General features: G+C 70.1%; 23 protein-coding genes. 20 read left to right on the forward strand and 3 right to left on the reverse strand.

Features of this window, described 5'->3' with window-relative positions; genetic code table 11:
- Nucleotides 1-263 precede the first annotated feature (263 nt).
- From AMD30_RS14770 to AMD30_RS14850, 17 genes are all read left to right on the forward strand, one after another.
- A complete protein-coding gene (locus AMD30_RS14770) occupies nt 264-1,940 on the forward strand; it encodes a UDP-N-acetylmuramoyl-L-alanyl-D-glutamate--2,6-diaminopimelate ligase (protein ID WP_055476124.1) in 1,677 nt (558 codons plus the stop codon).
- Nucleotides 1,940-2,425 carry a hypothetical protein gene (locus tag AMD30_RS14775; RefSeq protein ID WP_010843660.1) on the forward strand — a complete coding sequence of 162 codons (486 nt, stop codon included), beginning with the start codon at nt 1,940-1,942 and terminating at the stop codon, nt 2,423-2,425. Before AMD30_RS14770 ends, AMD30_RS14775 begins: the two co-directional genes overlap by 1 nt.
- A gap of 127 nt (nt 2,426-2,552) precedes the next feature.
- Entirely contained in the window at nt 2,553-3,650 is a 1,098-nt protein-coding gene (gene mraY / locus AMD30_RS14780; RefSeq protein ID WP_010843661.1) for a phospho-N-acetylmuramoyl-pentapeptide-transferase, read from the forward strand.
- Nucleotides 3,643-5,226 carry a UDP-N-acetylmuramoyl-L-alanine--D-glutamate ligase gene (murD, locus tag AMD30_RS14785; protein WP_055476125.1) on the forward strand — a complete coding sequence of 528 codons (1,584 nt, stop codon included), beginning with the start codon at nt 3,643-3,645 and terminating at the stop codon, nt 5,224-5,226. The genes mraY and murD overlap by 8 nt, the downstream gene beginning before the upstream one ends.
- 5 nt (nt 5,227-5,231) lie before the next feature.
- On the forward strand, nt 5,232-7,133 hold the full coding sequence (gene ftsW, locus AMD30_RS14790) for a putative lipid II flippase FtsW (RefSeq protein ID WP_055476146.1): 1,902 nt from the start codon (nt 5,232-5,234) through the stop codon (nt 7,131-7,133).
- Nucleotides 7,134-7,286: 153 nt separating this feature from the next.
- Nucleotides 7,287-8,417, forward strand: coding sequence for an undecaprenyldiphospho-muramoylpentapeptide beta-N-acetylglucosaminyltransferase (gene murG, locus AMD30_RS14795; RefSeq protein ID WP_055476126.1), 1,131 nt, complete (start codon nt 7,287-7,289; stop codon nt 8,415-8,417).
- A 79-nt stretch (nt 8,418-8,496) separates the two neighbouring features.
- Nucleotides 8,497-10,116, forward strand: coding sequence for a UDP-N-acetylmuramate--L-alanine ligase (gene murC / locus AMD30_RS14800; RefSeq protein ID WP_055476147.1), 1,620 nt, complete (start codon nt 8,497-8,499; stop codon nt 10,114-10,116).
- The gene (locus AMD30_RS14805; protein WP_055476127.1) at nt 10,113-10,814 is read left to right on the forward strand and encodes a cell division protein FtsQ/DivIB; all 702 of its coding nucleotides are present in this window, start codon (nt 10,113-10,115) and stop codon (nt 10,812-10,814) included. The genes murC and AMD30_RS14805 overlap by 4 nt, the downstream gene beginning before the upstream one ends.
- Nucleotides 10,815-11,126: 312 nt before the next feature.
- Nucleotides 11,127-12,293, forward strand: coding sequence for a cell division protein FtsZ (gene ftsZ, locus AMD30_RS14810; protein ID WP_014927289.1), 1,167 nt, complete (start codon nt 11,127-11,129; stop codon nt 12,291-12,293).
- 8 nt (nt 12,294-12,301) lie between these two features.
- A complete protein-coding gene (gene pgeF, locus AMD30_RS14815; RefSeq protein WP_055476128.1) occupies nt 12,302-13,066 on the forward strand; it encodes a peptidoglycan editing factor PgeF in 765 nt (254 codons plus the stop codon).
- A 25-nt stretch (nt 13,067-13,091) separates the two neighbouring features.
- Nucleotides 13,092-13,859 (forward strand): YggS family pyridoxal phosphate-dependent enzyme, encoded by a 768-nt coding sequence (locus AMD30_RS14820; protein WP_055476129.1) that lies wholly within the window; start codon nt 13,092-13,094, stop codon nt 13,857-13,859.
- Nucleotides 13,860-13,972: 113 nt separating this feature from the next.
- Entirely contained in the window at nt 13,973-14,680 is a 708-nt protein-coding gene (locus AMD30_RS25280; protein WP_010843670.1) for a cell division protein SepF, read from the forward strand.
- Nucleotides 14,681-14,736: 56 nt separating this feature from the next.
- Complete coding sequence (locus AMD30_RS14830) at nt 14,737-15,078, forward strand: YggT family protein (RefSeq protein ID WP_014927286.1); 342 nt, start codon at nt 14,737-14,739, stop codon at nt 15,076-15,078.
- Nucleotides 15,079-15,403: 325 nt separating this feature from the next.
- Nucleotides 15,404-16,219 (forward strand): DivIVA-like cell division protein Wag31, encoded by an 816-nt coding sequence (gene wag31, locus AMD30_RS14835; RefSeq protein WP_010843672.1) that lies wholly within the window; start codon nt 15,404-15,406, stop codon nt 16,217-16,219.
- A 33-nt stretch (nt 16,220-16,252) separates the two neighbouring features.
- Nucleotides 16,253-17,203 carry a hypothetical protein gene (locus tag AMD30_RS14840; RefSeq protein ID WP_055476130.1) on the forward strand — a complete coding sequence of 317 codons (951 nt, stop codon included), beginning with the start codon at nt 16,253-16,255 and terminating at the stop codon, nt 17,201-17,203.
- 353 nt (nt 17,204-17,556) lie between these two features.
- Nucleotides 17,557-20,700 carry an isoleucine--tRNA ligase gene (gene ileS / locus AMD30_RS14845; protein WP_425307035.1) on the forward strand — a complete coding sequence of 1,048 codons (3,144 nt, stop codon included), beginning with the start codon at nt 17,557-17,559 and terminating at the stop codon, nt 20,698-20,700.
- Nucleotides 20,701-20,923: 223 nt separating this feature from the next.
- Nucleotides 20,924-21,823, forward strand: a complete 900-nt coding sequence (locus AMD30_RS14850; protein WP_010843675.1) for a DNA-directed RNA polymerase specialized sigma subunit, sigma24-like protein — start codon at nt 20,924-20,926, stop codon at nt 21,821-21,823.
- A 4-nt stretch (nt 21,824-21,827) separates the two neighbouring features.
- Here the strand turns inward: AMD30_RS14850 and AMD30_RS14855 are convergent, their stop codons facing one another.
- Nucleotides 21,828-22,520: a TetR/AcrR family transcriptional regulator gene (locus tag AMD30_RS14855; RefSeq protein ID WP_055476131.1), complete on the reverse strand. Its 693-nt coding sequence runs from the start codon at nt 22,518-22,520 to the stop codon at nt 21,828-21,830.
- Between the two features lie 115 nt (nt 22,521-22,635).
- Here AMD30_RS14855 and AMD30_RS14860 point away from each other — a divergent pair, with 115 nt between their 5' ends.
- Together AMD30_RS14860 and AMD30_RS14865 are read left to right on the forward strand one after the other, a co-directional pair.
- Nucleotides 22,636-23,091, forward strand: a complete 456-nt coding sequence (locus AMD30_RS14860; RefSeq protein ID WP_010843677.1) for a nitroreductase family deazaflavin-dependent oxidoreductase — start codon at nt 22,636-22,638, stop codon at nt 23,089-23,091.
- A 115-nt stretch (nt 23,092-23,206) separates the two neighbouring features.
- Entirely contained in the window at nt 23,207-24,682 is a 1,476-nt protein-coding gene (locus tag AMD30_RS14865; protein ID WP_231632732.1) for a DNA polymerase IV, read from the forward strand.
- 36 nt (nt 24,683-24,718) lie between these two features.
- Here the strand turns inward: AMD30_RS14865 and AMD30_RS14870 are convergent, their stop codons facing one another.
- Complete coding sequence (locus AMD30_RS14870) at nt 24,719-25,702, reverse strand: asparaginase (RefSeq protein ID WP_010843679.1); 984 nt, start codon at nt 25,700-25,702, stop codon at nt 24,719-24,721.
- A 12-nt stretch (nt 25,703-25,714) separates the two neighbouring features.
- On the reverse strand, nt 25,715-25,876 hold the full coding sequence (locus AMD30_RS14875; RefSeq protein ID WP_156354262.1) for a hypothetical protein: 162 nt from the start codon (nt 25,874-25,876) through the stop codon (nt 25,715-25,717).
- A gap of 107 nt (nt 25,877-25,983) precedes the next feature.
- Here AMD30_RS14875 and AMD30_RS14880 point away from each other — a divergent pair, with 107 nt between their 5' ends.
- Nucleotides 25,984-26,463 (forward strand): hypothetical protein, encoded by a 480-nt coding sequence (locus tag AMD30_RS14880; RefSeq protein ID WP_197282788.1) that lies wholly within the window; start codon nt 25,984-25,986, stop codon nt 26,461-26,463.
- The last annotated feature ends 63 nt before the right edge of the window (nt 26,464-26,526 follow it).

Here is a 26,526-nt window from a genome sequence, read left to right on the forward strand (position 1 = left end):
CCGCCGACCGGTCGGGCGATCCGGACACGTGTGGCCCCGGGCGCACCGTGTGCCGGGACCGTCCGGGCGGGTCGGTATCGTGAGTGCGATTCCGTGCCCCCGGAGAGGGCCGACGCATCGTGCGGCCCGCCCCATCCGATGTCGCGCCACCGACCCCGGCACCGATCCGTCACGCCCGACCAGCACCGGCCGGCACCAGCGAGCACACCCCGCTCGCGCAGCGCAGAACCGCGAGAGAAGAACCGAGGAGGCGAGGAGCACCGATGGCGTCTCGTCGACGATCACAAGACCCGCGTGGTGGACCCATCCGTCCCAGCGACGTCACGCCGACACTTGTGTCCGTGCTGTCCACCGCCACCGGGGCCAGGCTCGACCTCGTCGGCGGCGCCGACGCCGAGTCGACCGTGACCGGGGTGACGCTGCGTGCCCAGGAGGTCCGGCCCGGTGATCTGTTCGCCGCACTGCCCGGGTCGAGCACGCATGGCGCGCGATTCGCCGACCAGGCCGTGGCGGCCGGTGCGTCGGCCATCCTCACCGATCCGGCCGGCCGGGCCGAGCTGGCCCGCGTGCTGCCGCCGGAGACCGCCGTCGCGGTCCTCATCCATCCGGCGCCGCGCACGGTCCTCGGCAACGTCAGTGCGCGCGTCTACGGCAACCCGTCGCAGCGGCTCAAGCTGATCGGTGTCACCGGCACGTCGGGTAAGACCACCACGTCCTACCTCGTCGAGGCCGCCCTGCTGGCCGCCGGCCACTCCGTCGGACTGATCGGCACCGTCGAGACGCGCGTGAACGGCGTCGCCCAGCCGAGTTCGCTGACCACCCCGGAGGCGCCGACCCTGCAGGCCCTGCTCGCGGCGATGCTCGAGGACGGCGTCGACATCGTGGTCATGGAGGTGTCGAGTCACGCGCTGGCGCTCGGCCGCGTCGACGGTGCGCATTTCGCGATCGGCGCGTTCACCAACCTCTCGCAGGATCATCTCGACTTCCACCAGACGATGCGCGCCTACTTCGACGCCAAGGCGCAGCTGTTCGTCCCGTCCGCCCCCACCCATGCCGTCCGGGCGGTCGTCTGCGTCGACGACGAGTGGGGTCGACGGATGGCCGAGCTCGCCCGGCGGCCGGGAGAGTCCGCCCATCTGCAGCCGGTCACGGTGTCCACCGGGCCGACGCCGGCCCACTGGCACGCGGGTGAGTCGTCGCTCGATCCCGACGGTTCGTCGCGCACACCGTTCTCCGAGCCGGACGGCACCCACGAGCTCCGCATCCCGCTGCCCGGCCGGTACAACGTGGCCAACGGTCTGCTCGCCGTCGCCGTCGCGCACGCCGCGGGGGTGTCGGTGCCGACCGCGCTCGAGGCGGTGGCGTCGGTGAGCGTGCCGGGACGGTTGCAGCGCATCGACCGCGGACAGCCCTTCCTGGCCCTGGTCGACTACGCGCACAAACCGGGAGCGGTCGACGCGGTGCTGACGACCCTGCGCGGGCAGTCGACCGGACGGGTCGCCATCGTCATCGGTGCCGGCGGCGACCGGGACACCGGGAAACGTCCGCTGATGGGGGAGGCCGCCGCGCGCGGCGCCGAACTCGTCGTCGTCACCGACGACAACCCCCGCACCGAAGATCCGGGCGCGATCCGCGCCGAGGTGCTCGCCGGGGCGCACGCCGTGCCGGTGACCGAGCGACCCCGTGACGCCGAACCCGTCCGCGAGATCGGCGATCGCGCCGCGGCCGTCGAGGCGGCGATCGCGTGGGCGCAGCCCGGTGACATCGTGCTGGTCGCCGGCAAGGGACACGAAGCAGGTCAGGAGATCAACGGCGTGAAGCATCCGTTCGACGACCGCGAGGTCGTCGCCCGTGCGCTGGAGTCCCGCGCGGCGACATCGTGGGCGACGGGGACCACCCGCGCCCCCGGGGGCCCCGACGCGGCGTCCGAGGAGCGGTGATGACGACGCCATCGGTCACGGTCATCCGTGGGAACCCGCCGGTCTCGGTCGACGACGCCCGCCTGCTGCTCCGGCGCCTCGCCGAGTCCGCCGGCGCGGGTCGTACCTGGGCGGTCATCGCCGAACTCGCCTCACCGGCGGGCCTCACCGAGAACCAGCGGGTCGTCGAACACGATCTGCTGGGTCGCCTGGCGGTCCGGCTGGCCGTCGACAAGACTCTCTGCGTGGGCGACTCACGTTCGGTTCACGCCCTCCATCAGGGCGCGGTCATGGAGGGTTCCTGGGGTGACGAGGCGCGCATCGTCGCGACCGCCGACGAGGCCGCAGGTCTCGCCGACATCGACCAGGACTGGCGTCCCGCCGCCGGTGACGTGATCCTGCTGGCGACGGCGACCGCCGACCTCGATGCGGTCATCGCCGCGTGGTCGGAGAGCGCGGGATGGCGGGTCGTCGACGCGACGACCGGCGAGGAGGCGGCACCGTGACCCGCGGGGCGGGGACGAGCAGGTCGGCGACACCACACCGGCTCGGGGCACAGGACAGGTTCGGGGAGACGATCGTGGTCGAGGACAGAATTCCGGTCGGGTACGGAGAGGATGCGGGGGCAACGCGGTGACACAGATACTCCTCGCGGGCGCGATCGCGATCGCGGTGTCGATCCTGCTGACGCCGGTCCTCATCAAGGTGTTCTCCCGGCAGGGATTCGGGCAGGAGATCCGGGTCGAGGGTCCGAAGAGTCACCAGACCAAGCGCGGAACCCCGTCGATGGGCGGTGTCGCGATCCTCGCCGCGCTGTGGGCGGGCTACTTCGGTGCCCATCTCGTCGGGGTCTTCACCGACGCCGGGAACGGGCCGACCGCCTCCGGCCTGCTCGTCCTCGGACTGGCGACCGCGTTGGGCGTCGTCGGCTTCCTCGACGACATCATCAAGATCCGCAAGCACCGCAACCTGGGTCTGAACAAGACCGCGAAGTCGATCGGTCAGTTCGTCGCCGCCATCCTCTTCGGCATCCTGGTGCTGCAGTTCCGCAACGACTACGGCTACACCCCGGCGAGCACCAACCTGTCCTACGTCCGCGACATCGACGCGATCACGCTCGGCTCGGTGGTCTTCGTGGTGTTCTGCTGGCTCGTGGTGGCGGCGTGGTCGAATGCGGTGAACTTCACCGACGGACTCGACGGCCTGGCCGCCGGGTCGATGGCGATGGTCCTGGGCTCCTATGTCCTGGTCACCTTCTTTCAGTTCGTCAACGCCTGCGCGGGTGGCGCCAAGCCGCCCAGCGAGATCACCACCGGCTGCTATCAGGTGCGCGACCCGCTCGACCTCGCGCTGATCGCGGTGGCCGGCGGCGGGGCGTGCCTCGGCTTCCTCTGGTGGAACGCCGCACCCGCCAAGATCTTCATGGGTGACACCGGCTCGCTCGCCCTCGGCGGGATGCTCGCGGGCCTGTCGATCACCACGCGCACCGAGCTGCTCGCGGTCGTCATCGGCGCGCTGTTCGTCGCCGAGATCATGTCGGTGGTGATCCAGATCGCCTTCTTCCGGACCACCGGGCGACGCGTGTTCCGGATGGCGCCCTTCCACCACCACTTCGAACTCGGTGGCTGGGCCGAGACCACGGTGATCATCAGATTCTGGTTGCTCACTGCCATCGCCTGTGCCCTCGGGCTGTCCCTGTTCTACGGCGAGTTCCTGACCACCAATGCCTGATCGCCCGGTGCCGGATCCGAACCCGCCCGGACCCGACGCACGCGACCTGGCCGGCCGGACCGTCGTGGTCGGCGGTGCCGGGACCGCCGGCCTGTCGGCCACCCGGTTCCTGGTGACGCTCGGCGCCGATGTGCTGCTCGCCGACGACCGGTTCGCCGCCCGCGATGCGTCCCCGGCCGATCGGGAGGCGGCGACGGCCGCGGTCGCCGGGGTGGCGGAACTGGTGTCGCGCGGCGTCGAGGCGATCGCCGTGTCGGATCTGCTCGCCGATCCCGCACGGCTCGCGGGGGCCGCGGTGGTCATCGTGTCGCCCGGCTTCGCGCCGACCCACCATCTGGTCCGGGCGGCGGCCGACGGCGGCGTCCCGGTCTGGGGCGAGGTCGAACTGGCCTGGCGCGTCGACGCGGCGGGTCTGCTGGGCGAACCACGCACCTGGCTCGTGGTGACCGGGACCAATGGCAAGACGACGACAACCTCGATGCTCGCCGGGATCGTCGAGGCCTCCGGTCGTGCGGGCGCTGCCTGCGGCAACATCGGTCTCCCGGTTCTCGACGCGATGCAGGCCGAGCCGCGGGTGGACGTGCTGTGTGCCGAGTTGTCCTCGTTCCAGCTGCACTGGGCGCCGTCGATCCGTCCGCATGCCGGGGTCGTGCTCAACGTCGCCGAGGACCACCTCGACTGGCACGGCACGTTCGAGGCGTATGCGCTCGCCAAGGCGGGTGCGCTGCGCGGCGCGGTGAGTGTCGTCGGCCTCGACGACCCGGTCGCGTCCGGGCTGCCCGCCGCGGGTCGACGCATCGGTTTCACGCTCGGCGAGCCTCGGCCCGGCCAGCTCGGCGTCGTGGACGGGCAGCTGACCGACCGCGCCTTCGACGCCGGCCACCTGTTCGACGCCGATGCGGTGCGGCCGGCCGGCCCGTCGGGTGTCGCCGACGCGCTGGCCGCGTCGGCGCTGGCGCTCGCGGTCGGCATCGGACCCGATGCGGTGCGGGCCGGCCTGATGGCCTTCCGGCCGGCCGGTCACCGCGGTGAGGTCGTCGCGTCCCGGGACGGTATCGCCTTCGTCGACGACTCGAAGGCCACCAATCCGCACGCCGCACAGGCCGCCGTGGCCGCCTTCGACCGGGTCGTCCTGATCGCGGGCGGCCTGCTGAAGGGTGCGTCGATGGACGAGATGCTCTCGGCGGTGGGTGCTCGGCTGGTCGGCGTGGTCGCCATCGGGCGCGACCGCGACCTTGTGATCGAGGCGATCGCGCGACACGCCCCAGAAGTCCCAACAGTCACAGTATTCACAGGAGACGATGGCACGGTGAACGTGCATCGTCCGGGACAGGCCGGTCCCCACACCTCAGCGGTTGATCTCCCGGGTACGGGCTCCTCGGCATCGGCGGCGGTCATGGACCGGGCCGTCGAGGAGGCCTGGGCGCTCGCCGTCGCGAGCTCACCCGCCCCCGACGCCGTGCTGCTCGCCCCCGCGGCGGCCTCGCTGGACATGTTCGCCGGTTACGGTGCGCGCGGCGACGCCTTCGCCGCCGCCGCGTGCCGGATCGCCGGCTCTTCCACCGCCGGACGGTGAGTCGGATGAGCAGCCGGACCCCGGCCGCGGACAACGACCCCGACGATGCCGACGGCGTCACCGGCGTCGAGGACACCGAGGCCGGCACCGACACCGACACCGGCACGAAGGCCGAACGGCGGGGAACCAAGCGCGCGGCCGGCACCGCGTCGGCGACCGGTGACGCCGCGGGCCGATCGGCGGGTGCCGCGTCGGTCCCGGCGATCGTCGCAGAGGCGATCCGCAATCTGTTGGCCCGACCGCTCGCGTCCTATCAGCTCATCCTCACGATGTCGTTCCTGCTCACCACATTCGGTCTGGTGATGGTGCTCTCGGCGTCGTCGGTCGAGGGCTACTCCAAAGAGGGATCGGCGTACGGTCTGTTCGCCACCCAGGTCATCTTCGCGTTGCTCGGACTCGTGGTGTTCTATCTGATGCTGCGCGTCCCGGTGCGGCTCCTCCGGCGGTTCGCCGCCCCCGCCATGTTCGTCGCGGTGGTGTTGCTGGCCCTGGTCCTCATCCCCGGCGTCGGCACGCTCAGTCAGGGCGCGCGGCGCTGGTTCGTCATCTACGGGCTGTCGGTGCAGCCGTCCGAGCTGGTCAAGGTCGCGCTGTGTATCTGGGGTGCCCACCTGCTGGCCTCCCGGCGGCGGGACAACGCCTCGCTGCGTGAGCTGCTGGTCCCGCTCGTTCCGGTGGCCATGCTCGTGTGCCTGCTCATCATCCTCGAACCGAACCTGTCGACGACGATCACCATCGCGATCATCGTCGGCGCGCTGCTGTGGTTCGCGGGTCTGCCGATCAAGGTGTTCGCGTCGTTCGCGGTGTCCGGCATCGTGCTGGCCGTGATCCTCGCCCTCGCCGAGGGCTACCGGTCCCAGCGCGTGATGAGCTTCCTCGGCAACGTCGACGACCCGCAGGGCGCGGGTTATCAGGCGCGCCAGGCGACCTACGCGCTGGCGAACGGCGGGGTCTTCGGCGTGGGACTCGGCCAGTCGAGTGCCAAGTGGAATTATCTGCCGAACGCGCACAACGACTTCATCTTCGCGATCATCGGCGAGGAACTCGGGCTGCTCGGCGGCCTCATGGTGGTGTTCCTCTTCGTCGTCCTCGCCTACATCGGCTTCCGGATCGCGCACCGCTCGACCGATCCGTTCCTGCGCCTGATGTCGGCGACCATCACGGTGCTCATCATCGCGCAGGCCTTCATCAACATCGGGTACGTCATCGGATTGCTTCCGGTGACCGGAATCCAGCTACCGCTGGTCTCGGCGGGCGGCACGTCGACGCTGACGGTCCTCGCGATGCTCGGGCTGCTCGCCAACGCGGCCAGACACGAACCCGAGGCGGTGGCGACCCTCACCGGCGGATCGCCGAGCCGCGTCGCACGATGGCTGCGTCTGCCGACACCCGTTGCCTACCGGCAGACGCGCGCGGAGTCGCTGCGCGACCGGCTGGACCAGCGACGCACCGGAGGCCCGCGTGCGACCGCGGGCGCCGGTCACAGTGCTCGAGGACCGGTGACGCGTCGCCGGCCACCGAGCGGACGGGCACCATCGGCGGACGCCGGTCGCGGCCGACGACGTTTCCCGCTGCCCTGGAAACGGGCTGCGAAGACGACGCAGTCCCCGCCCGGCGATCGCCGCCACGGCCGGTCGTTCCCGCGCGCAGGCGGCGGCAACACCGGGGGCGCCCGATCGACGGCCACCGGCCGCGGCGGTGGTGCGGGACGTGCCCGACCTGGGCCGTCTCCGCGGGGCGGCGTGGACTACGGTGTCGGGTATCGGGGGAGCGCCCGCGCCGGGAGCGGAGCGAGCGGGCGGAGTGAGTACCGCGCCGGGAGCGGGCGGAGTGAGTACCGCGCCGGGAGTGGAGCGAGGCGGAGTGACTACCGCGGCGCGAGCGGACGAGGCGCGGGTCGCTGGTGACAGGGCGGCGCGAACATGCGACTGCCGCCGGAGACCCGCCGGACGCGGGTCCCGCGCAGATGTGATCAAAGGCTGAATGGAGTGACGACGCCGGTGAGTTCGGGTGCAGTACACGCTGATACGACAGGGCGGCCGAAAGGCCGTCCGCTGTCGGTGGTCGTCGCCGGTGGCGGCACGGCCGGTCACATCGAACCCGCCCTCGCCGTCGCCGACGCGGTCAGCCGACTCGACCCGACCGCCCGCATCACCGCGCTGGGCACCAGTCGGGGCCTCGAAGTCGATCTCGTTCCGGAACGCGGATACGACCTGAAGCTGATCCCGCCGGTTCCGTTGCCGCGCAAACCCGGCCTCGATCTGGCCCGTACCCCCGGCCGCCTGCTCGGATCGGTGGCCGCCACCCGCAAGGTGCTCGACGAGGTCAACGCAGACGTGGTCATCGGCTTCGGTGGCTACGTGTCCGTGCCCGCATACCTGGCGGCGCAGATGCACCTGCGCCGGCGCAATCGGATCCCGATCGTCATCCACGAGGCCAATGCCTCGGCCGGCATCGCCAACAAGGTCGGTGCCCGGTTCGCCGACCGCGTCCTGGCCGCCGTCGACGGTTCGGGTCTCGACGCGACGGTCGTGGGGATCCCCGTCCGTGGCGTGCTCGCCGAACTCGACCGGCCGGCGCTGCGCGCCAAGGCGCGCCATTACTTCGGACTCGACGACGATGCGCCGACGCTGCTCGTCTTCGGCGGCTCGCAGGGGGCGCAACGACTCAACGACGCGGTGTCCGGTGCTGCGGAGACGCTGGGCAGGTCCGGCATCGGCGTGCTGCACGCCTATGGCCCCAAGAACTCGATCGACCCCGCGGTCGTCGACGACGCGCCGCCCTACCGCGCCGTCGGATATCTCAAGCGCATGGATCTCGCGTACGCCGCCGCCGATCTGGTGATGTGCCGCTCCGGTGCGATGACGGTCGCCGAGGTGTCGGCGACCGGGTTGCCCGCGATCTACGTCCCGCTGCCGCACGGGAACGGTGAACAGCGACTGAACGCACTGCCCGTCGTGGAGGCCGGCGGGGGACTGCTCGTCGACGACTCGACGGTGGATGCCGACTGGGTCTCCCGCGAAGTGCCCGCGCTGCTCAAGGATTCGGCGCGGCTGCAACAGATGTCGGTCGCCGCCGCGGGCACCGGACACCGGGACGCCGCGTCGGCGGTGGCCACCGCCGCGATCGAACTCGCGCGGGATTTCCGTGCCGGTCGCCGTCGGGGCGGGAGGTCGTCCCGTGAGCGATGAGACGACGGACGACCAGACAGCGAACGACGAGACGGCGAACGACGAGACAGCGAACGACGAGACAGTGAGCGTCGAGACGGTGAGCGACGAGACGGCGTCGGCGTCGGGGGCGCTGCCGGATCAGCTGAGACGTGTGCACATGGTCGGCATCGGCGGCGCCGGGATGTCGGGACTGGCACGCATCCTGCTGGCCCGCGGTGGTCAGGTCTCGGGGTCGGACGCCAAGAACAGTCGCGGCATCCTCGAACTCCGCACCCGTGGAGCCCGGGTCCAGGTCGGACACGACCCGTCGGCGCTCGACCAGATCCCCGGTGGCCCGTCGGTCGTGGTGACCACGCACGCCGCGATCCCGAAGACCAATCCCGAACTCGTCGCGGCACGCTCGCGCGGCATCCCGGTGCTCCTGCGTCCGCGCGTGCTGGCCCAGCTGATGGCGGGCTGTCGCAGCCTGCTGATCGCGGGTACCCATGGCAAGACGTCCACGACCTCGATGGCCGTCGTCGCGCTGCAACACGCCGGAACCGACCCGTCGTTCGCGATCGGCGGCGAGTTGAACGAATCGGGGACCAACGCCCATCACGGTGGTGATCCGGTCTTCGTCGCCGAGGCCGACGAGAGCGACGGCTCGCTGCTCGAGTACACGCCCGACGTCGTGGCGGTCACCAACATCGATGCCGACCACCTCGACTTCTTCGGTTCGATCGAGGCCTATGTCGAGGTGTTCGACCGATTCGCCGCGCGGATCACGACAGGCGGTTCGCTCATCGTGTGCCTCGACGACCCGGGGTCGGCGGCCCTGGCCGGCCGCGTCGCCGAGTCGCTCACCGCGCGCGGGGTGGAGGTCCTCGGATACGGACGCGGGACGCATGCCGCGCTGGCGCCGACCGTCCCCAACGTCGCGACCATGCTGTCGTGGGAACCGCGCGGGTCGGGGGGATCGGCAACGGTCCGTTTCACCTCCCCGCTCCGCCCGGATGTCGAGGACCGCCGGCTGCTCCTTCCGCTTCCCGGAGAGCACATGGCGCTCAACGCGATCGCCGCGGTGATCGGCGCGGCTCGCGTCGGCGCACCGGCCGCCGACGCGGTGTCCGGTGCCCCGGGCCGGTTCGACGGCATCCTCGCCGGGATCGGCTCGTTCGGTGGCGTCCACCGGCGTTTCGAGTTCCGCGGACAGCGCGGCGGTGTCGAGGTCATCGACGACTACGCCCATCATCCGACCGAGGTGCGCGCCGTGCTGTCGGCGGCGCGGGACATGGTCTCCGCGCGCGGCGGGCCGGACGGCTCGCGCGGGCGTGTCATCGCCGTGTTCCAGCCGCACCTCTACTCGCGCACCGTCGAGTTCGCCGACGAGTTCGCCGCGGCCCTCGACCTCGCCGACGCGGTCGTCGTCGCCGACGTCTACGGAGCCCGCGAGGCCCCGATCCCCGGGGTCAGCGGGCGGACGATCTCGGACAAGCTGACGGTGCCGGGCATCTTCGCCCCGGACCTGTCACGTCTGTCCGCGCAGGTCGCCCGGCTGGCACGCTCCGGCGACGTCGTCCTGACCCTGGGCGCGGGTGACATCACCATGCAGGGACCGGAGATCCTCGCCGCGCTCGAATCGGCGTCGGCGTCCGACGCCGCCACCGAGACGGATGCGGCCGGATCTGCCGTCGGCGGCCCGGGGGAGTCCGACGACCGGACGGGGCGGGTGTCGTGATCCGGTGGCCGGAGCGCCGCCGGTCCCGCATGGTCCTCGGCACGCTCATGGTCGTCGCGGTAGGGGTCGGGCTGGTCCTGATCGCCTACCTCACTCCGCTGATGTCGGTGCGCGGCACCGACGTCCGCGACAACGGGTCGATCCCCGCGGACGAGATCCTGCGGGTCGCGGCCGTGCCGTCGGGCACCCCGCTGTTGCAGGTCGACACCCGGGCGGTGGCGCAACGCGTCGCCACGATCCCGTCGGTGGAATCGGCGCGGGTGCAGCGGAGTTATCCGTCGTCGCTGACCATCACCGTCGTCGAGCGGGTGCCGGTGGTGATCGTGATCAACGGCGACGACGTCCACGTGCTCGACAGGTCCGGGGTCGCGTTCCTCGACTTCGACCGCACCCAGGGGGTCCCGCCCGAGGTCCTCAAGCTCCCGGTGCTCGACACCCCGAATCCGGGGCCGGCGGACCCGACCACCAAGGAGACCATCGCGGCGGTGGCAGGGCTGCCCGAATCGTTGGCGCGGCAGGTCATCCGGGTCACCGCGACCTCACCGGTCGACATCGAGTTCACCCTGTCGGAGAAGCGGACGGTGGTGTGGGGGGACAGCGACCGCGGTGCCGAGAAGGCCCGCACTCTCACGCATCTGCTCACCCGCAAGGCGACGATGTACAACGTGTCGAGCCCCGAGTTCCCGGCCTATCGCTGATCTCGCGGCGGTCCCGGTCGTCCCGGGTTCGCGTCCGTGGGCGGTGCGGAGCTGCGTCGCGGGAGCCGAATGTTTCCGAATATCGACGAAAAGCCGGGATTTCCGGCGGAATTCGGGTGCGACTTGCCGACACGCCGAGGGCGGATCTGGATACCTGGGCCCTCGATGCCTAGCGTCATGACCACAACGAGTTACTTGACATAACTCTAAATCTATGGTTCAGGTTTAGGGTTTGTCGCGAGCGGACCGTGGACCAGCAGGTCCACACAGACGAATCACCACGAGATCGACCCACACAAGGAAGGCGAGCGCATGACGCCACCGCACAACTACCTGGCCGTCATCAAGGTCGTCGGCATCGGCGGTGGCGGCGTGAATGCCGTCAACCGGATGATCGAACAGGGACTCAAGGGAGTCGAGTTCATCGCGATCAACACCGACGCGCAGGCGCTACTGATGAGCGATGCCGACGTCAAGCTCGACGTCGGCCGCGACTCGACCCGCGGTCTCGGCGCGGGCGCCGATCCCGAGGTCGGCCGCCGCGCCGCCGAGGATGCACGCGACGAGATCGAAGAACTGCTCAAGGGCGCCGACATGGTGTTCGTCACCGCGGGTGAGGGCGGCGGCACCGGTACCGGCGGTGCGCCGGTCGTCGCGCAGATCGCGCGGAAGCTCGGTGCGCTGACCGTCGGCGTGGTCACCCGTCCGTTCTCCTTCGAGGGCAAGCGTCGTGGCGGACAGGCCGAGGCGGGCATCACCGCCCTGCGCGAATCGTGCGACACCCTCATCGTCATCCCGAACGACCGTCTGCTGCAGCTCGGTGACGCGCAGGTCAGCCTGATGGACGCGTTCCGCAGTGCCGACGAGGTGCTCCTCAACGGCGTGCAGGGCATCACCGACCTCATCACCACCCCCGGCCTGATCAACGTCGACTTCGCCGATGTGAAGGGCGTCATGAGCGACGCCGGTAGCGCGCTGATGGGCATCGGTTCGGCCCGCGGTGAGGAGCGTGCGCGCAAGGCCGCGGAGTCCGCGATCAACTCGCCGCTGCTGGAGGCCTCGATGGAGGGCGCCCGGGGCGTGCTGATCTCGATCGCCGGCGGCAGCGACCTCGGCCTGTTCGAGATCCACAACGCCGCGACCCAGGTGCAGGAGGCCGCCCACGAGGACGCCAACATCATCTTCGGCACGGTGATCGACGACAACCTGGGCGACGAGGTGCGGGTCACCGTCATCGCGGCCGGATTCGACGGCGGTACGCCCAAGAAGCGTTCCGATGTGCCGTCGGCCGCGGGACGCACCGCGGTCGGGCAGGGCCAGGCCGGCGCCGTGACGTCGCCGCCGAAGAACGATCCGCTCTTCGGGGACATGCCGAAGGGCGCGGGTGATCCGTTCGAGCAGGAGCCGGAACCGCCCCGCCGCAACACCGTTCGGCTGGACGACGACGACGTCGACGTGCCGTCGTTCATGAAGCGCTGAGTCCGCGGATGCGGGTGCGGCGTGTCATCACCACCCGTGCCGGCGGGGTCTCGGTGTCACCGTACGAGTCGTTCAATCTCGGTGATCACGTCGGAGACGATCCGGAAGCGGTGGCGGCCAACAGGATTCGACTCGCCGAGCAGATCGGGGTGGACAGCGGCTCGGTGGTGTGGATGGAGCAGATCCACAGTCGCAACGTCACCGTGGTCGACGGGCCGGTCGCCGAGCCGGTGCCGGCCACCGATGCACTGGTCACCACCACGCCCGGCCTCGCCCTCGCGGTGTTGTCGGCCGACTGCGTCCCGGTGCTCCTGAGCGACGACGAGGCCGGCGTGATCGCGGGAGTCCACGCGGGACGTGTCGGCGCCCGGATCGGCATCGTGCCCGCCACTCTGCGCGCGATGGTCGAACTCGGCGCTCGCATCGAGTCCATCGGAGCCTTTCTCGGACCGGCGGCGAGCGGTGACCACTACGAGGTCCCACCGGCGATGCAGGCCGACGTCGAGAAGCATCTGCCCGGCAGTGCCGTCCGGACCAAGAAGGGCACCACCGGTCTCGACCTCCGCGCCGGTCTGCGACGCCAGCTTCTCGACGCGGGGGTCGGGGGAGTGGCGGTCGATCCGCGCTGCACCATCTCGGACCCGAATCTCTTCAGCCATCGTCGGGGCGCGCCCACCGGACGCCTCGCGTCGGTCATCTGGATGGACCCGACCACGGACTCCGACGAGACGAACGACGATCGTCCCGGCGAGCGGGGCCCGCTCGGGGAATGACCCCAGAGGCGAGAAGGATGGGGACATGACCGGGTCATCTGATGCGCGCACCGTCGAACTGGGGGACCGGCTGGCGGCCGTGCGCCGTCGCCTCGAGGCCGCGGTCGAGGCCGCCCAGCGTCCGGCCGGATCGTGCGAACTCCTCGTGGTGACGAAGTTCTTTCCCGCGGACGACGTCCGCAGGCTGCTCCAGCTCGGGGAACGTGCCTTCGGGGAGTCGCGCGAGCCCGAAGCGGGACGGAAGGTGGCCAGTGTGCTCGAGGACTGGGTGCTCGGCGACTGGGAGTCGCCGGACCCCGGCGACGTCCCCGTCTTCGACATGATCGGCTCGGTGCAGTCCAAGAAGGCACGGTCGGTTGCGCGGTGGGCGCGCACGGTGCACTCGGTCGACCGTCCGAAGGTCGTCGAGGCCCTCGACCGCGCCGCCGCCGCCGCGCTGGACGACGGCGACCGGGCCGACCCGCTGGGCATTTTGCTCCAGGTCAGCCTCGACGGCGATCCGCACCGCGGCGGCGTCGTCGAGGACGACCTGACACGTCTGGCCGAGCAGGTCGTCGACGCGGAGCCGCTCCGGCTGCGCGGGCTCATGGTCATCGCGCCGCTACACGGCGAGCCCGAGCACTGGATGGCCGAGACGGCGCGGATTCACGCGGCGTTCCGGGGTCGGTTCGACGACGCCGCGGAACTGTCCGCGGGCATGTCCGGTGACATGGAAGCGGCGATTGCCGCGGGCTCGACATGCGTGCGTGTCGGAACCGCGATCATGGGCGAGCGGCCGCTAGTCTCTCAGTAATCACATTGGTAACACCAGAACCAAGTGACTCAAGAACCGCAAAGAACTCACTGACCACAGATGCACCACCCCGCACGGCAGAAACCGGCGTCGCACTACCAGAGAGGCCGTCAATGACCACGATGCAGAAGTTCAAGGCTTACTTCGGCATGGTGCCGCCCAGCGAATACGAGGACGACTACCTCGAGGAGTCGGCCCCGCCGCTGCGTGAGCGGTCTCGTGAGCGTGCCTACCGCGACGACTACTACGGTGACTCGTCCTACGATCCCGGCTACGAACCGTCGTTCCGGGATGCCGGCTACCGCGAGGAGATGGCGTACCGCGACGAGCTGGCCGACCGCCACTACGACGCCGGCTTCGACCTCGCCGCGGAGTACGCCTACGCCGCCCCGCGCGCGGCGGGCGACGGCCCGATGCGGGCGCCCGCTCGTCTCGAACCCCTGCAGCGCTCGTCGAGCGCGTCCCTGCGCGCCGCCACCGCACCGCGTTCGATGGGCGCCGACCCGCGCGTCGAACTCGAGCGCGTCTTCGCCGACAGTCCCCTGCAGAAGATCACGACCCTCCGGCCGTCGGACTACGGCGAGGCGCGGACCATCGGCGAGCGGTTCCGCGACGGCAACCCGGTCATCATGGATCTCGTCGACATGAGCAACGACGACGCCAAGCGCCTCGTCGACTTCGCCGCCGGCCTCGCATTCGCGCTGCGCGGGTCGTTCGACAAGGTCGCCACGAAGGTCTTCCTGCTGTCGCCCGCCGACGTCGACGTGTCGCCGGAAGACCGCCGCAAGATCGCCGAGACGGGCTTCTACAACCACGCCTGACCGGCGACGGGTACCTCGGTTCGCCGTCGCCCGTCATGTTCAGGCACTCTTGACGCGTGGCTGCGATTCTGTTGAGCGTCTTGTACTACATCCTGCTGATCTTCTGGTTGCTCCTCCTCGGCCGGCTGGTCGTCGAACTGGTCCGCACCTTCGCTCGCGAATGGCGTCCGACCGGCGCGGCGGTCGTCGTCATCGAGATGGTCTTCACCGTGACCGATCCCCCGATCAAGGCCCTGCGTCGCGTGCTCCCGCCGATCCCGCTCGGTCCCATCCGGCTGGACCTGTCGTTGATGATCGTGATGCTCGTCGTGATCATCGGCATGAACATCGTGAACGGTCTGCGCGCCGACGCACTGGCCGATTCGCTGGCGATCGCCGCACATCTCATCCGATCCTGATCTCGTCCCGTCCTATCCACACTGCGACGGTCACCGGGGCTCGTCGCCCGCGAGTGGCGCCCCGGTCCGGCGGCGGGTACCCCGCGTTACCGAGATGGTCTACCGTTGTAAGTCATCTTCGGATGACTGTTTCATTTCAACAGCGCATCGCAGAGATGCAACCAACGGTTCGCGTGTGACAGGATTGGACGCCAGTTACAATTTTTGACTGGTATGAATAGTTAGTGACAACCTGTATTGGTCGAACGACTCACCGTCGCGCGATCCGGGTTGGACGGCCCGCCAACTGAACACAAGTTCACCACCAGACACGAGGGGAACCGACATGCGGCTGACTCCAGCTGATGTGCACAACGTCGCGTTCAGCAAACCGCCCATCGGTAAGCGCGGTTACAACGAGGATGAGGTCGATCAGTTCCTCGACTTCGTCGAAGCCGAGCTCGCCCGGCTGATCGAGGAGAACACCGACCTCAAGCAACGCGTCGAAGAGCTCGAGGGTGAGCTCGCCGACGCCCGCTCCGGTGCCGGCTCGTCGGCGGACGACCGAACGCAGATGTTCGCCAAGCCCGCGGCGGCACCCGAGCCTCCCGCCCCGGCCCCGACGCCGGCCCCGCAGCCGACCAACGACGATGCGAACGTGCGCGCGGCGCGCGTGCTGGCCCTGGCCCAGGACACCGCGGACCGTCTGACCGGGAGCGCCCGCGCGGACGCCGACGCGATGCTGTCCGATGCTCAGACCCGCGCCGACACGCTGGTCTCCGAGGCGCAGACCAAGTCCGACGCCATGCTCGCCGATGCCCGCCAGCGGTCGGAGGCCATCCTCGCCGACGCGCAGACGCGGTCGGAGGCGCAGCTGCGCCAGGCGCAGGAACGTGCGGACGCGCTGCAGAGCGACGCCGAGCGCAAGCACAGCGAGATCATGGGCACCATCAACCAGCAGCGGGGCGTTCTCGAGGGCCGGATCGAACAGCTCAAGACCTTCGAGCGCGAGTACCGCACGCGTCTGAAGACCTACCTCGAATCGCAGCTCGAAGAACTCCAGCAGCGCGGCAGTGCGGCTCCCGTCGAGGGTGGCCGGCCCGATCAATCGTTCTCCAACGATCCGGGTAATGGTGGATTCAGCAGCTACTCACCCAGCTGACCTGGGCGAACCGGTGCGCACTAGGCTGGTGATGTGCTGACCTTGGCCCTGGCCGCGACCCTTCTGGGGTTCGTGCTGCTCATCCTCGGCCTCATCACCGGGACCGTGTGGCTGGCGGTGGCTTGCATCGTGGTCTGTCTCGTCGGCCTCGGTTTCCTGCTGGTGGATGTGTTCGCCGGTCGTAAGGGCGATGCGGGCCGGTCACTCGAGGACATGGTCCCGGGTGCCGGTCGTGACACGCCCGACGAAGATTCGGCGAAAGCCGCCTCCCAGGACTCCTCGGTCCGGGCCGAGAACGGGTCGGCCGAGGGCTCTGCCGATGCGCCCACCCGCCGGTACTCCGTGCCCGACCCCGCCGCATCGGACGATTCCGAGACCGTGGCGTACCGGCCCGGCTCGTTCGAGCCGGGGATGGCGGCGCCGGAGGGTTCCGCGCCCCCGAATCGCCCCGCCCCCGAACGTCGCGAGGGCAACCTGGAGGACTATCTGCGCTCGGTCGGCGTCGACGCCCCGAGTGCGGGCGCCCCGACACACAGCGGAGCCCCTGAAGGTGTCGCAGCCCCGGGTGGACGCCCCGATCCGCGGGGCCGGCCCACTCCGCAGCCCTACGGTTCTCCACCACCCGGCGGGGTTCCGCAACGGCAGCATCCCGGAGCCGATCAGCCTTCGTGGACGCAGCAGCGTCGCGCGCCGGGACAATTCGGGCCGCCGCCCGACCCCCGAGAATCCGGCCAGTCGCAGTCGCCACGTCAGCCCGGTCGACCGGCGGTGTCGGGACAACGCCCGCCGGCCGCGCCGTCACCGGGTCGAGGCCCGTTCGATCCGGCGCAGTCAGGGTGGGTCGGAGAGGACGTGCCCGGCGGTGACGCCGCCGGACCGGACGACTGGGCAACTTCTTCCGAACACCCCGACGATTCCGCGTCGCGCCGTCGGCGAGCGGATTTCGATCCGCTTGATCCGAATTGGCACCCACCACCCGACTGATCGGTCGAGTGGCGCATCCCGGTGCTCGGGTAACCCCCTGGCTCCATCGGACGGGTCGTCGCTACACTGGTTGACGCGTTGATCCGGCCATCACCGGGGAGCACCCGGAAGAACAGGCCCTCGGGTCCTCAGTAGAACCGGGCGGGCGCGGCCCGTCACAGCCGCAGGATCGTCCGGTCACCCACCGTGGCGGTTCGTCGAGTGGCGCCGGATCCCCGGCGCAAGCGGGGTGGTACCGCGCAGTCCTCCGGAATGCGTCCCCGTGCCGATGAGACATCACCAGGCACGAGGAGACCAGCGTGAGCGACGCGACCGACCCCACCCAGAACGCACGGGTGTACCCGAAGGTCGACATGACCGGGGGCACCGGGCGCAGCGCCCCCGACTTCCCGTCCGTGGAACAGCGGGTGCTGCAGTACTGGGACTCTGATTCGACCTTCGCCGCGTCGATCGAGAATCGAGCCGACGCCGAGGAATTCGTCTTCTACGACGGCCCGCCGTTCGCGAACGGACTGCCGCACTACGGTCATCTGCTGACCGGGTACGTCAAGGATCTGGTGCCGCGGTACCAGACCATGCGCGGCAAGAAGGTGGACCGTCGATTCGGCTGGGACACACACGGTCTGCCCGCCGAACTGGAGGCCGAACGCCAGCTCGGGATCACCGACAAGTCGGAGATCGAGAAGATGGGCATGGCCAAGTTCAACGAGTACTGCCGTGACTCGGTGCTGCGGTACACCGGGGAGTGGCGTGACTACGTGACCCGGCAGGCCCGCTGGGTCGACTTCGACAACGACTACAAGACCCTCGATCTCGACTTCATGGAGTCGGTGATGTGGGCGTTCAAGGCGCTCTACGACAAGGGGCTCATCTACCAGGGTTATCGGGTGCTGCCGTACAGCTGGTACGAGCAGACGCCGCTGTCGAACCAGGAGTCCAAGCTCGACGACGCCTACCGGATGCGGCAGGACCCGGCGGTCACCGTCACGATGCCGCTCTCGGTGCCCGACGGTCCGCTCTCGACGCTGGACGGTGTCAACGCGCTCATCTGGACGACGACGCCGTGGACCCTGCCGTCCAACCTCGCCATCGCCGTCAACCCCGACGTCACGTACGTGCACGTCAGGGCCGGTGACGGTCAGGAGTATCTCCTCGCTGAGGCGCTGCTCGGGGCGTACGCGAAGGAGATCGTCGACCCGGAGGTGCTCGGCACCCACCGCGGCGTGGAACTGAAGGACCTGTCCTACACACCGCCCTTCGATTTCTTTGCCGGACACCCGAACTCGCACCGGGTGCTGCTGGGCGACTACGTGACCACCGACAGCGGCACCGGAATCGTCCATCTCGCACCGGCTTTCGGTGAGGAGGACATGGACCTCGCGACCGCCAACGGCATCGAGGTGGTGCAGCCGCTCGATCCGGGCGGACGTTTCACCGCGCAGGTCCCGCCCTACGAGGGGTTGATGGTCTTCGACGCCAACCCGGTGATCATCAAGGACCTCAAAGAAACCGGGCGCATCCTCCGCCACGAGACCATCGAGCACTCCTACCCGCACTCGTGGCGGTCGGGCCAGCCGCTCATCTACATGGCGGTGCCGTCCTGGTTCGTCGCGGTGACGCAGTTCCGCGACCGCATGGTCGAGCTGAACAAGCAGATCGTCTGGGTGCCCGAACACATCCGGGACGGACAGTTCGGCAAGTGGCTCGAGGGCGCGCGGGACTGGAACATCAGCCGCAACCGTTACTGGGGTGCGCCCCTTCCGGTGTGGGTCTCGGACGACCCCGAGTTCCCACGTATCGACGTCTACGGTTCGCTCGACGACCTCGAACGCGACTTCGGAGTACGGCCGGACAATCTGCACCGCCCGTTCATCGACGAGCTCACCCGCCCGAATCCCGATGACCCGAGCGGGAAGTCGACGATGCGGCGCGTGCCCGAGGTCCTCGACTGCTGGTTCGAATCGGGCTCGATGCCCTTTGCGCAGGTGCACTATCCCTTCGAGAACCGCGACTGGTTCGACGGGGGAGACTCCGCCCATGCCCCGGCACACAATCCGGGCGACTTCATCGTCGAGTACAACGGCCAGACCCGCGGCTGGTTCTACACGCTCCACGTGCTGGCCACCGCCCTGTTCGACCGCCCGGCGTTCAAGACGGTCGCCGCGCACGGGATCGTGCTCGGTGACGACGGCCAGAAGATGTCCAAGTCGAAGCGCAATTACCCTGACGTGAACGAGGTCTTCGACCGCGACGGTTCGGATGCGATGAGATGGTTCCTCATGGCCTCGCCGATCCTGCGCGGAGGCAACCTCGTCGTCACGGAGCGAGGCATCCGCGAGGGGGTCCGTCAGGCGCTCCTGCCACTGTGGAACGCCTACAGCTTCCTGCAGCTGTATGCCGAGCGGCCGGCGACCTGGCGGACGAACTCGGAGCATGTGCTGGATCGCTACATCCTGGCGAAGCTGGCGACGACCCGCGACTCGATGACCGAGGCCCTCGACATCTACGACATCGCGGGGGCGTGCGACGCCTTCCGCGAGTTCGTCGAGTCGCTCACCAACTGGTACGTGCGACGTTCGCGGGCTCGCTTCTGGGCCGGTCAGGACGAGGACACCGACGCGTTCGACACCCTGTACACCGTGCTCGAGGTGGCCTGCCGGCTCGCCTCGCCGTTGCTCCCGCTGGCGACCGAGGCCATCTGGCGCGGTCTCACCGGCGAGCGCTCGGTTCACCTGACGGACTGGCCGACGAGCGACGAACTCCCGGCCGATGCCGACCTGGTCACTGCGATGGACCAGGTCCAGGCGGTGTGCTCGACGGCGTCGAGTGTCCGCAAGGCCAACCGGCTGCGGGTGCGACTGCCGCTGCCGGGCCTGACGGTCGCCTCGCCCACAGCGGGGTCGCTGGAGCCGTTCGTCGACCTGATCAAGGACGAGATGAACGTCAAGACCGTGACTCTCGCCGCCGACGCCAGTGAGTACGGACGCCACGAGATCGCGGTCAACGCCCGCGCCGCCGGACCGCGCCTCGGCAAGGACGTGCAGCGCGCGATCAAGGCGGTGAAGTCGGGGAACTGGACGGTGAGCGACGGTGCCGACGGGTCCGAGGTGGTGGTCGCCGACGGGATCGAGCTACGCGAAGGAGAGTTCACCCGCCGCCTGGTGGCCGTCGAACCCGATTCCACCGCGGAGCTGCCGGGCGGGAACGGTCTGGTCGTCCTGGACACGACGGTCACGCCCGAACTCGAGGCCGAGGGCTGGGCCAAGGACCGGGTCCGCGAGCTGCAGGACGCCCGCCGCACTCTGGGACTCGACGTCTCCGACCGGATCGCGGTGCGCTTCGTCGTGCCCGCCGAACGTCTCGAGTGGGCGCGGACGCACGCCGACCTGATCGCCGGCGAGGTGCTCGCGGTGCGATTCGATGTCACCGGCGACGGTGACGCGGGCAGCATCGAGCTCGGTGACGGCGTGACGGCCGACGTCACGAAGGCGGGCTGACAGGTCCGCCGCGCCCGGGCCTCGACGATCGCGTGACCGCGCCGGGAACGGGACGAGATCTCGCTTTCGGCCGTGCGATGTCGAGATGTCGCTGTACGGTGTGGACCGTTGCCTCGCGGCGCCACCGCGGTCCCCATCGCAGTGGCGGCGAACCGATCCGTTGGCGTCGGTCCGGTTGCCGCGGCGCGTTCCCCGGTCATCGATGAGAGGTTCAGCACCACCCATGAGCGGCACCGACGCGGAGCGGCGGGTCGCTCGTCCCGACCCGCTGCGGCCACTGCTGTTCACCGTGGCCTACGAGATCCTGGGTTCGGCCACCACGGCCGATGCCATCGTCGACCGGGATCTCCGGTGCGAGCCGGCGGTGTCCACGCCTCGCGATGACCGGCGCTCCCGGATCGGAGCAGTGGCCCGGCAGTCGCTCGACGCCCTGCAGTCGCGCCAGAGTGCGGAGGGGCAGTACGTGGGACCGTGGCTGCCCGAACCGATCCGGCTGGACGGCGACGACCTGACGGGCGACCCGGTTCTCGCCGAGTCGATCGCCACGGCCACCCTGGTTCTCCTCGAATCCCTTGCGCCCGTGGACCGTACGGTGCACGTATTGGGTGATGTGTTCGGCGTCGGCGATGCGGAGATCGGGACGATCCTGTCGCGGCCCGCGGGTGAGATACAGCAGGCCGCGCTTCGCGCCCGATCCCACGTCGAGGCGCACCGTCCCGCGTTCGAGCCGGTGGACAGCGCCCGCACCGTGGCGTTCGTCGACGAGTTCCTGGCCATCGCCGAATCGGGTGATCTCGGCACCCTGATGACTGTGCTCGCGCCGGAGGTGGTGTTCACCGCTGACAGCGACGGCAAGGTGGTCGCGGTCCGCCAACCGGTCCACGGCGCTCGCGATGTGGCACGCGCGATGTCGGGGTTCGCGCGGATCGGTGGGGTCTTCGAGGACTATCGCGCTGAGGCGTCGGTGTTCAACAGTCAGCCGGGGATCGCGGTCTACTACGACGGTCGGTTGCAGACCGTGTTGACGCTGCGCCTGGCCGGAGGTCTCGTCGACCACGTCTACGTGATGCGCAACCCCGACAAGCTCGTCGGGGTGGAGCGTCTCCGGTCCGTGGCCCGGTGAGATCTCAGGCGAAGAGCGTCGACAACGTCAGGTCGATCTGGGAGCGGAAGAGCGCTTCGGGGTGTGCGAAGGTGTCGGTCCCGTACTGGCCGAAGGTCTCCAGGCTGATCGCGCCGACGAGCACCGCCCACAGCGTGGTGGCCGCGGCGAGGACCGCGGCCGGCGTGTCGAGGTCGAACTCGTCCCGGATGGCCGCCATGTCCGCGACGACCTCCGCCGTCGGGGCGGGCAGATCGGGACGCAACAGTCCTTCGTGATGGGCGGCGGCGCACTCGCGGAGGAGCCGAACGGGGACACGTGTGCCGGGGCCGATGGTCCGCTCGCCGGGGGCGGAGTAGCCGGGCACCGGACTTCCGTAGATCAGGGCCCATCGGGCGGGGTCGGCCAGCGCCCAGTTCCTCGCCGCCGCGGCCGCGGCGGCCAGCCGGTCGCGCCGGTGGGATGCATAAACGGCGTCGGCCGCCGCATCGACCGCATCCGCGACGTCGGTGTAGGCCTCGACGAGGAGCATGGTCAGCAATTCGTCGCGGCTCGGGACGTAGCGGTACACCGCCGAGGAGACGACCCCGAGGTCGCGCGCGATCGCGCGCAGTGAGAGCCCGGCCGCCCCGTAGGTGGTCAGGTGTTCTCGTCCCAGCCGACGGATCTCGTCGGTCATCATCGCGCGGTTCTCCGCGCGGTTCCGTCCGGTGGCCATGCCGACGATCCTGCCACAAACGAGAGCGGTGCTCTTGATTTTGCGCGGCCACGCTCGCATACTTACGACGAGAGCACTGCTCTCGAATGTCAACACCTTCGACGAAAGGCCGGCCATGACTGCGACTTCCCACTACAGGGCCCCGAGCGGATTCGATGCCGCGTTCAACCGCGTGGTCCGCTGGCTCGCCGACCGCGGGGTCAATCTGGCCGGGGCGCAGACGCTCACCGTCGTCGGTCGGCGGACCGGCACGCCGCAGCGGGTGCCCGTCAACGTGCTGCGACTCGACGGGGCGGAGTATCTCGTCGCCGTCCGCGGCGAGACGCAGTGGGTGCGGAACGCGCGCGCGGCGGGGACCGTCGAGCTGCGCCGTGGGCGTCGCCGGACCGTCGTCACGCTCACCGAACTCGACCCCGGGCGTCGCCCGCCGGTCATCCGGGACTATCTGCGTCGCTGGGGTTGGGAGGTCGCCCGATTCCTGCCCGCGGGTCTCGAGGTCACCTCGTCGGACGAGGAACTCGCCGCGCACGCCGCCCTGATCCCCGTCTTCACCGTCACCCCAGCTCACTAGACTCGGTGAGGTGTCACGTCTCGAGTCTGATCCGCCGCAGCCGGGCGGTGCGGTGTCGGGGCACCCCTTGGCTGCGGTGTCGGGCCAGGGATCGGAGCGGAGTCCGCGCTGGGTGATGCACCTCGACATGGACGCGTTCTTCGCCTCCGTCGAGCAGCTCACCCGGCCGACGCTGCGCGGCCGTCCCGTCCTCGTCGGCGGGTCCGGCGGACGCGGGGTGGTCGCCGGGGCCAGCTACGAGGCCCGCGTGTTCGGAGCCGGCTCGGCGATGCCGATGCACCAGGCGCGCCGGCTCATCGGCCCCACCGGGGTGGTGATCCCGCCGCGCGGATCGGTGTACAGCGTGGTCAGCAAACGTGTCTTCGCCATTGTGCGCGACGAGGTTCCGGTCATCGAGACGCTGTCGTTCGACGAGGCGTTCGGCGAACCGGCGGAGCTCGCGGGCGCGACCGTCGACGAGGCCCGCGATTTCGCCGAGAGGCTCCGCTCCCGAATACGCGGGGAGGTCGGACTCGCCGCGTCTGTCGGACTCGGCAGTGGCAAGCAACTGGCGAAGATCGCCTCGGGGATGGCCAAACCCGATGGGGTGATGGTGATCCCGCCGTCCGGTCAGCTGGCCTTCCTGCATTCGCTCCCGGTTCGCAAGTTGTGGGGCATCGGACCGGTGTCGGGCGATCGGCTGGCGCGCCTGGGAATCGCGACCATCGGTGACCTCGCGGCGATGTCGCCGGTCGAGGTGGCCTCCGTGCTCGGCGGCACCGTCGGACCCGCCCTGCATCGTCTCGCCCACGGCATCGACGACCGTCCCGTCGCCGAACGCGCCTCCGCGAAGCAGATCAGCGCCGAGTCGACCTTCGCCGAGGACATCGTCGAACTCGACGCGCTCCGTCCCGCCATCCGCAAAGCCGCGACCGACGCTCACCGCCGGCTGCGGGCAGACGGTCGGGGTGCGCGCACCGTCGTGCTGAAACTGAAGAGATCCGACATGTCGATCCTGACGCGCTCGGCGACGACCGCCACGGCCACCACCGACTTCGACGACCTCGAGCGGACGGCGCAGCGACTCGCGCTCGATCCGCGGTCGATCGGGGCCATTCGCCTTGTCGGCGTGAGCTTCTCGGGACTGACCGCGGTACAGCAGTATGCCCTGTTCGACGACGTCGGTGGGGAGGATGCGAGCGATGTCCAGACCACCCACCACGACACCGCCGACGGTGTGACGGACACCGGTGACGGGGTCGCGGTGCCGGTGCAGGTGGACGCGGCCGACGCGGCGCCGACCGAGCCGCGAGCCGACGGTGCCGTCGTGCCGCCCGCCGACCAGACGACGGATGCGTCCTCCGCACTCCCGCGGTTCGCGCCGGGTGGCAGTTCGATGCCCGCCGGACGCTTCGGGCCCGGGGCCGATGTGACCCATCCCGACCACGGGCACGGCTGGGTCCAGGGCAGCGGGCACGGCGTCGTCACCGTCCGGTTCGAGACACGGACGAGCGGGCCCGGACGCACGCGTACCTTCGCGGTCGACGACCCCGACCTCCGTCCGGCGGATCCGCTCGACAGCCTCGAATGGGTTCTTCCCGACCGCGACTGACCGGCGATCCGCGCGCGACGGGCCCGGCCGTGTTCCTCAGTGGTGTTGTGCGAGAAAGTAATCTGTGATCGCGCCGTGGTCGTGACCGGAGGTCAGCAGGGCGATCAGGGCCATGCGCGCCTGCGGGGCGCGCAACCAGGGGGACACGATCGCCCCGGCCCGACCCAGATCGACGGCGCCGCCGCCTCCGCCGTAGGTCGCCGACACCTCGCCGTACGGGACACGGCTCGTCACGACGACGGTCACCCCGCGCTGCACGGCGAGTGCCACCTCCGCGGTGATGTCGGGGTGCGTGTTCCCGGAACCGGTGGCCGCCAGGACCAGACCCGCGGCGTTCTGGGCGACGGACGCGGCGATGAGGCCCGGCGACACGCCCGGATACAGGGTGAAGGCGTCGACCCGTGCCGCCCGCCCCGGCGGCACCGGTCCGGTCAGCACCCGTCGCGGCACCGGCGGGCCGTCCGCGCGATCGACACCCCACACGGTGTCGAAGGCGGCGAGGTCGGTGGTGGAGACCTTGAACAGGCCGCAGGCAGGGAGAAGCCGGCCGCCCATCGCCACGAGCACCCCACGGCCGCGGGCGGCCGGGTCGTCGATCGCGGCCAGCGCGGCGGTGAGATTCGACGGACCGTCGGCCGCCGGGGAGTCCGAGGGCAGCATGGCGCCGGTGAACACGACCGGCCGTTCGTCGGCCGCGTACAGGTCGGCGAGGAAGGCCGTCTCCTCCATCGTGTCGGTCCCGTGAGTGACCACCACGCCGCGGACGGCGGGGTCGGCGAGCGCGTCGGCGATCGCGCGGACCACGGCGAACTGGTCGGCGACGGTCATCGCCGAGCTGTCCACCGACATCAGATCGACGGTACGGATCGCCGGCCCGGTGGCGGGCGTCCCGGTGGAGGTGAGGAGATCGGCGGACCCGAGTGCGGGGACCGCGCCGTCGGCGGTGGTGTGGGCGGCGATGGTGCCTCCGGTGCTGATCAGCACGATGGCGGAGGTGCCGGGGGGAGGGGTGCCTGTCATGGTGCCCAAGGGTCACCGGAACCCGGCCGGGCCGTCAAGCGTTGCCGGCTCGGCGACGCCCCCGCCGGCCGGATCGTCGTCGCGTGTCGACGGCACCGGGGACCCCCGGTCCTCGTTGTTTGGCATAGTGGTGTGGGCCGTCGCCGGGTCGTACCCGGCAGACACGTCCGGCATCGCGGTACGAGAGCGCCCACCGGCGCACCCCATGCCCGAGATCACAGTGAGGGAGATCGTTGAAGTATCGGAAATTTCTTGGCGCGACCATGATCGCGGCAGCGTTGATGACCACCGTCGCGGCCTGCGGGGGCGACGACGCCGACGCGCCGCCCGCACCGACGCTCACCAGCACCGACACCGCCGCTGCCGGCGGGGATGGCTCCGAGATCACCGACGGCAGCAACCCGCCGTCGATCGCCGCCCTCAACGAGATGGTCGACCAGGCCGTCGACCCCGACATCCCGCGGGCCGAGAAGGTCGAACTGGTCGAGGGTTCGGAGAAGGACCCGGCGATCTTCGACGAGCTGGTCAAGGCACGTGCCGAGAACTCCGACGTCGACTGGGTCCTCGTCAACCCCGTGATCAGCGCCGGCCCGAACAAGGCCCGCGTCAAGGTCCGGATCGAGACCGCGGGCAACCCGCCGACCAACGCCGAGTCGACCATCGTCTTCGACGACGGACGCTGGAAGCTCTCGAACGAGACCGTGTGCAACCTCCTCGGCCTCTACCAGGTCGAGAGCGCCATGTGTGCTCCGGCGAGCTGACCTCTCCTCGCCTCGCCACCGAGACCGGTGGTGTACGCGACGGCGCCTTCCGGCTCGTCTCTG

The organism is Gordonia sp. HS-NH1 (assembly GCF_001418765.1).
Lineage (GTDB): Bacteria > Actinomycetota > Actinomycetes > Mycobacteriales > Mycobacteriaceae > Gordonia.

Bases quoted from the DNA above. Each gene is read 5' to 3' on its own strand.
- AMD30_RS14770 (WP_055476124.1), top strand. From the start codon at position 264: ATGGCGTCTCGTCGACGATCACAAGACCCGCGTGGTGGACCCATCCGT.
- AMD30_RS14775 (WP_010843660.1), top strand. From the start codon at position 1,940: ATGACGACGCCATCGGTCACGGTCATCCGTGGGAACCCGCCGGTCTCG.
- murD (WP_055476125.1), top strand. From the start codon at position 3,643: ATGCCTGATCGCCCGGTGCCGGATCCGAACCCGCCCGGACCCGACGCA.
- ftsW (WP_055476146.1), top strand. From the start codon at position 5,232: ATGAGCAGCCGGACCCCGGCCGCGGACAACGACCCCGACGATGCCGAC.
- ftsZ (WP_014927289.1), top strand. From the start codon at position 11,127: ATGACGCCACCGCACAACTACCTGGCCGTCATCAAGGTCGTCGGCATC.
- pgeF (WP_055476128.1), top strand. From the start codon at position 12,302: ATGCGGGTGCGGCGTGTCATCACCACCCGTGCCGGCGGGGTCTCGGTG.
- AMD30_RS14820 (WP_055476129.1), top strand. From the start codon at position 13,092: ATGACCGGGTCATCTGATGCGCGCACCGTCGAACTGGGGGACCGGCTG.
- AMD30_RS25280 (WP_010843670.1), top strand. From the start codon at position 13,973: ATGACCACGATGCAGAAGTTCAAGGCTTACTTCGGCATGGTGCCGCCC.
- wag31 (WP_010843672.1), top strand. From the start codon at position 15,404: ATGCGGCTGACTCCAGCTGATGTGCACAACGTCGCGTTCAGCAAACCG.
- ileS (WP_425307035.1), top strand. From the start codon at position 17,557: ATGACCGGGGGCACCGGGCGCAGCGCCCCCGACTTCCCGTCCGTGGAA.
- AMD30_RS14850 (WP_010843675.1), top strand. From the start codon at position 20,924: ATGAGCGGCACCGACGCGGAGCGGCGGGTCGCTCGTCCCGACCCGCTG.
- AMD30_RS14855 (WP_055476131.1), bottom strand. From the start codon at position 22,520: ATGGCCACCGGACGGAACCGCGCGGAGAACCGCGCGATGATGACCGAC.
- AMD30_RS14860 (WP_010843677.1), top strand. From the start codon at position 22,636: ATGACTGCGACTTCCCACTACAGGGCCCCGAGCGGATTCGATGCCGCG.
- AMD30_RS14865 (WP_231632732.1), top strand. From the start codon at position 23,207: ATGCACCTCGACATGGACGCGTTCTTCGCCTCCGTCGAGCAGCTCACC.
- AMD30_RS14870 (WP_010843679.1), bottom strand. From the start codon at position 25,702: ATGACAGGCACCCCTCCCCCCGGCACCTCCGCCATCGTGCTGATCAGC.
- AMD30_RS14875 (WP_156354262.1), bottom strand. From the start codon at position 25,876: ATGCCGGACGTGTCTGCCGGGTACGACCCGGCGACGGCCCACACCACT.
- AMD30_RS14880 (WP_197282788.1), top strand. From the start codon at position 25,984: ATGACCACCGTCGCGGCCTGCGGGGGCGACGACGCCGACGCGCCGCCC.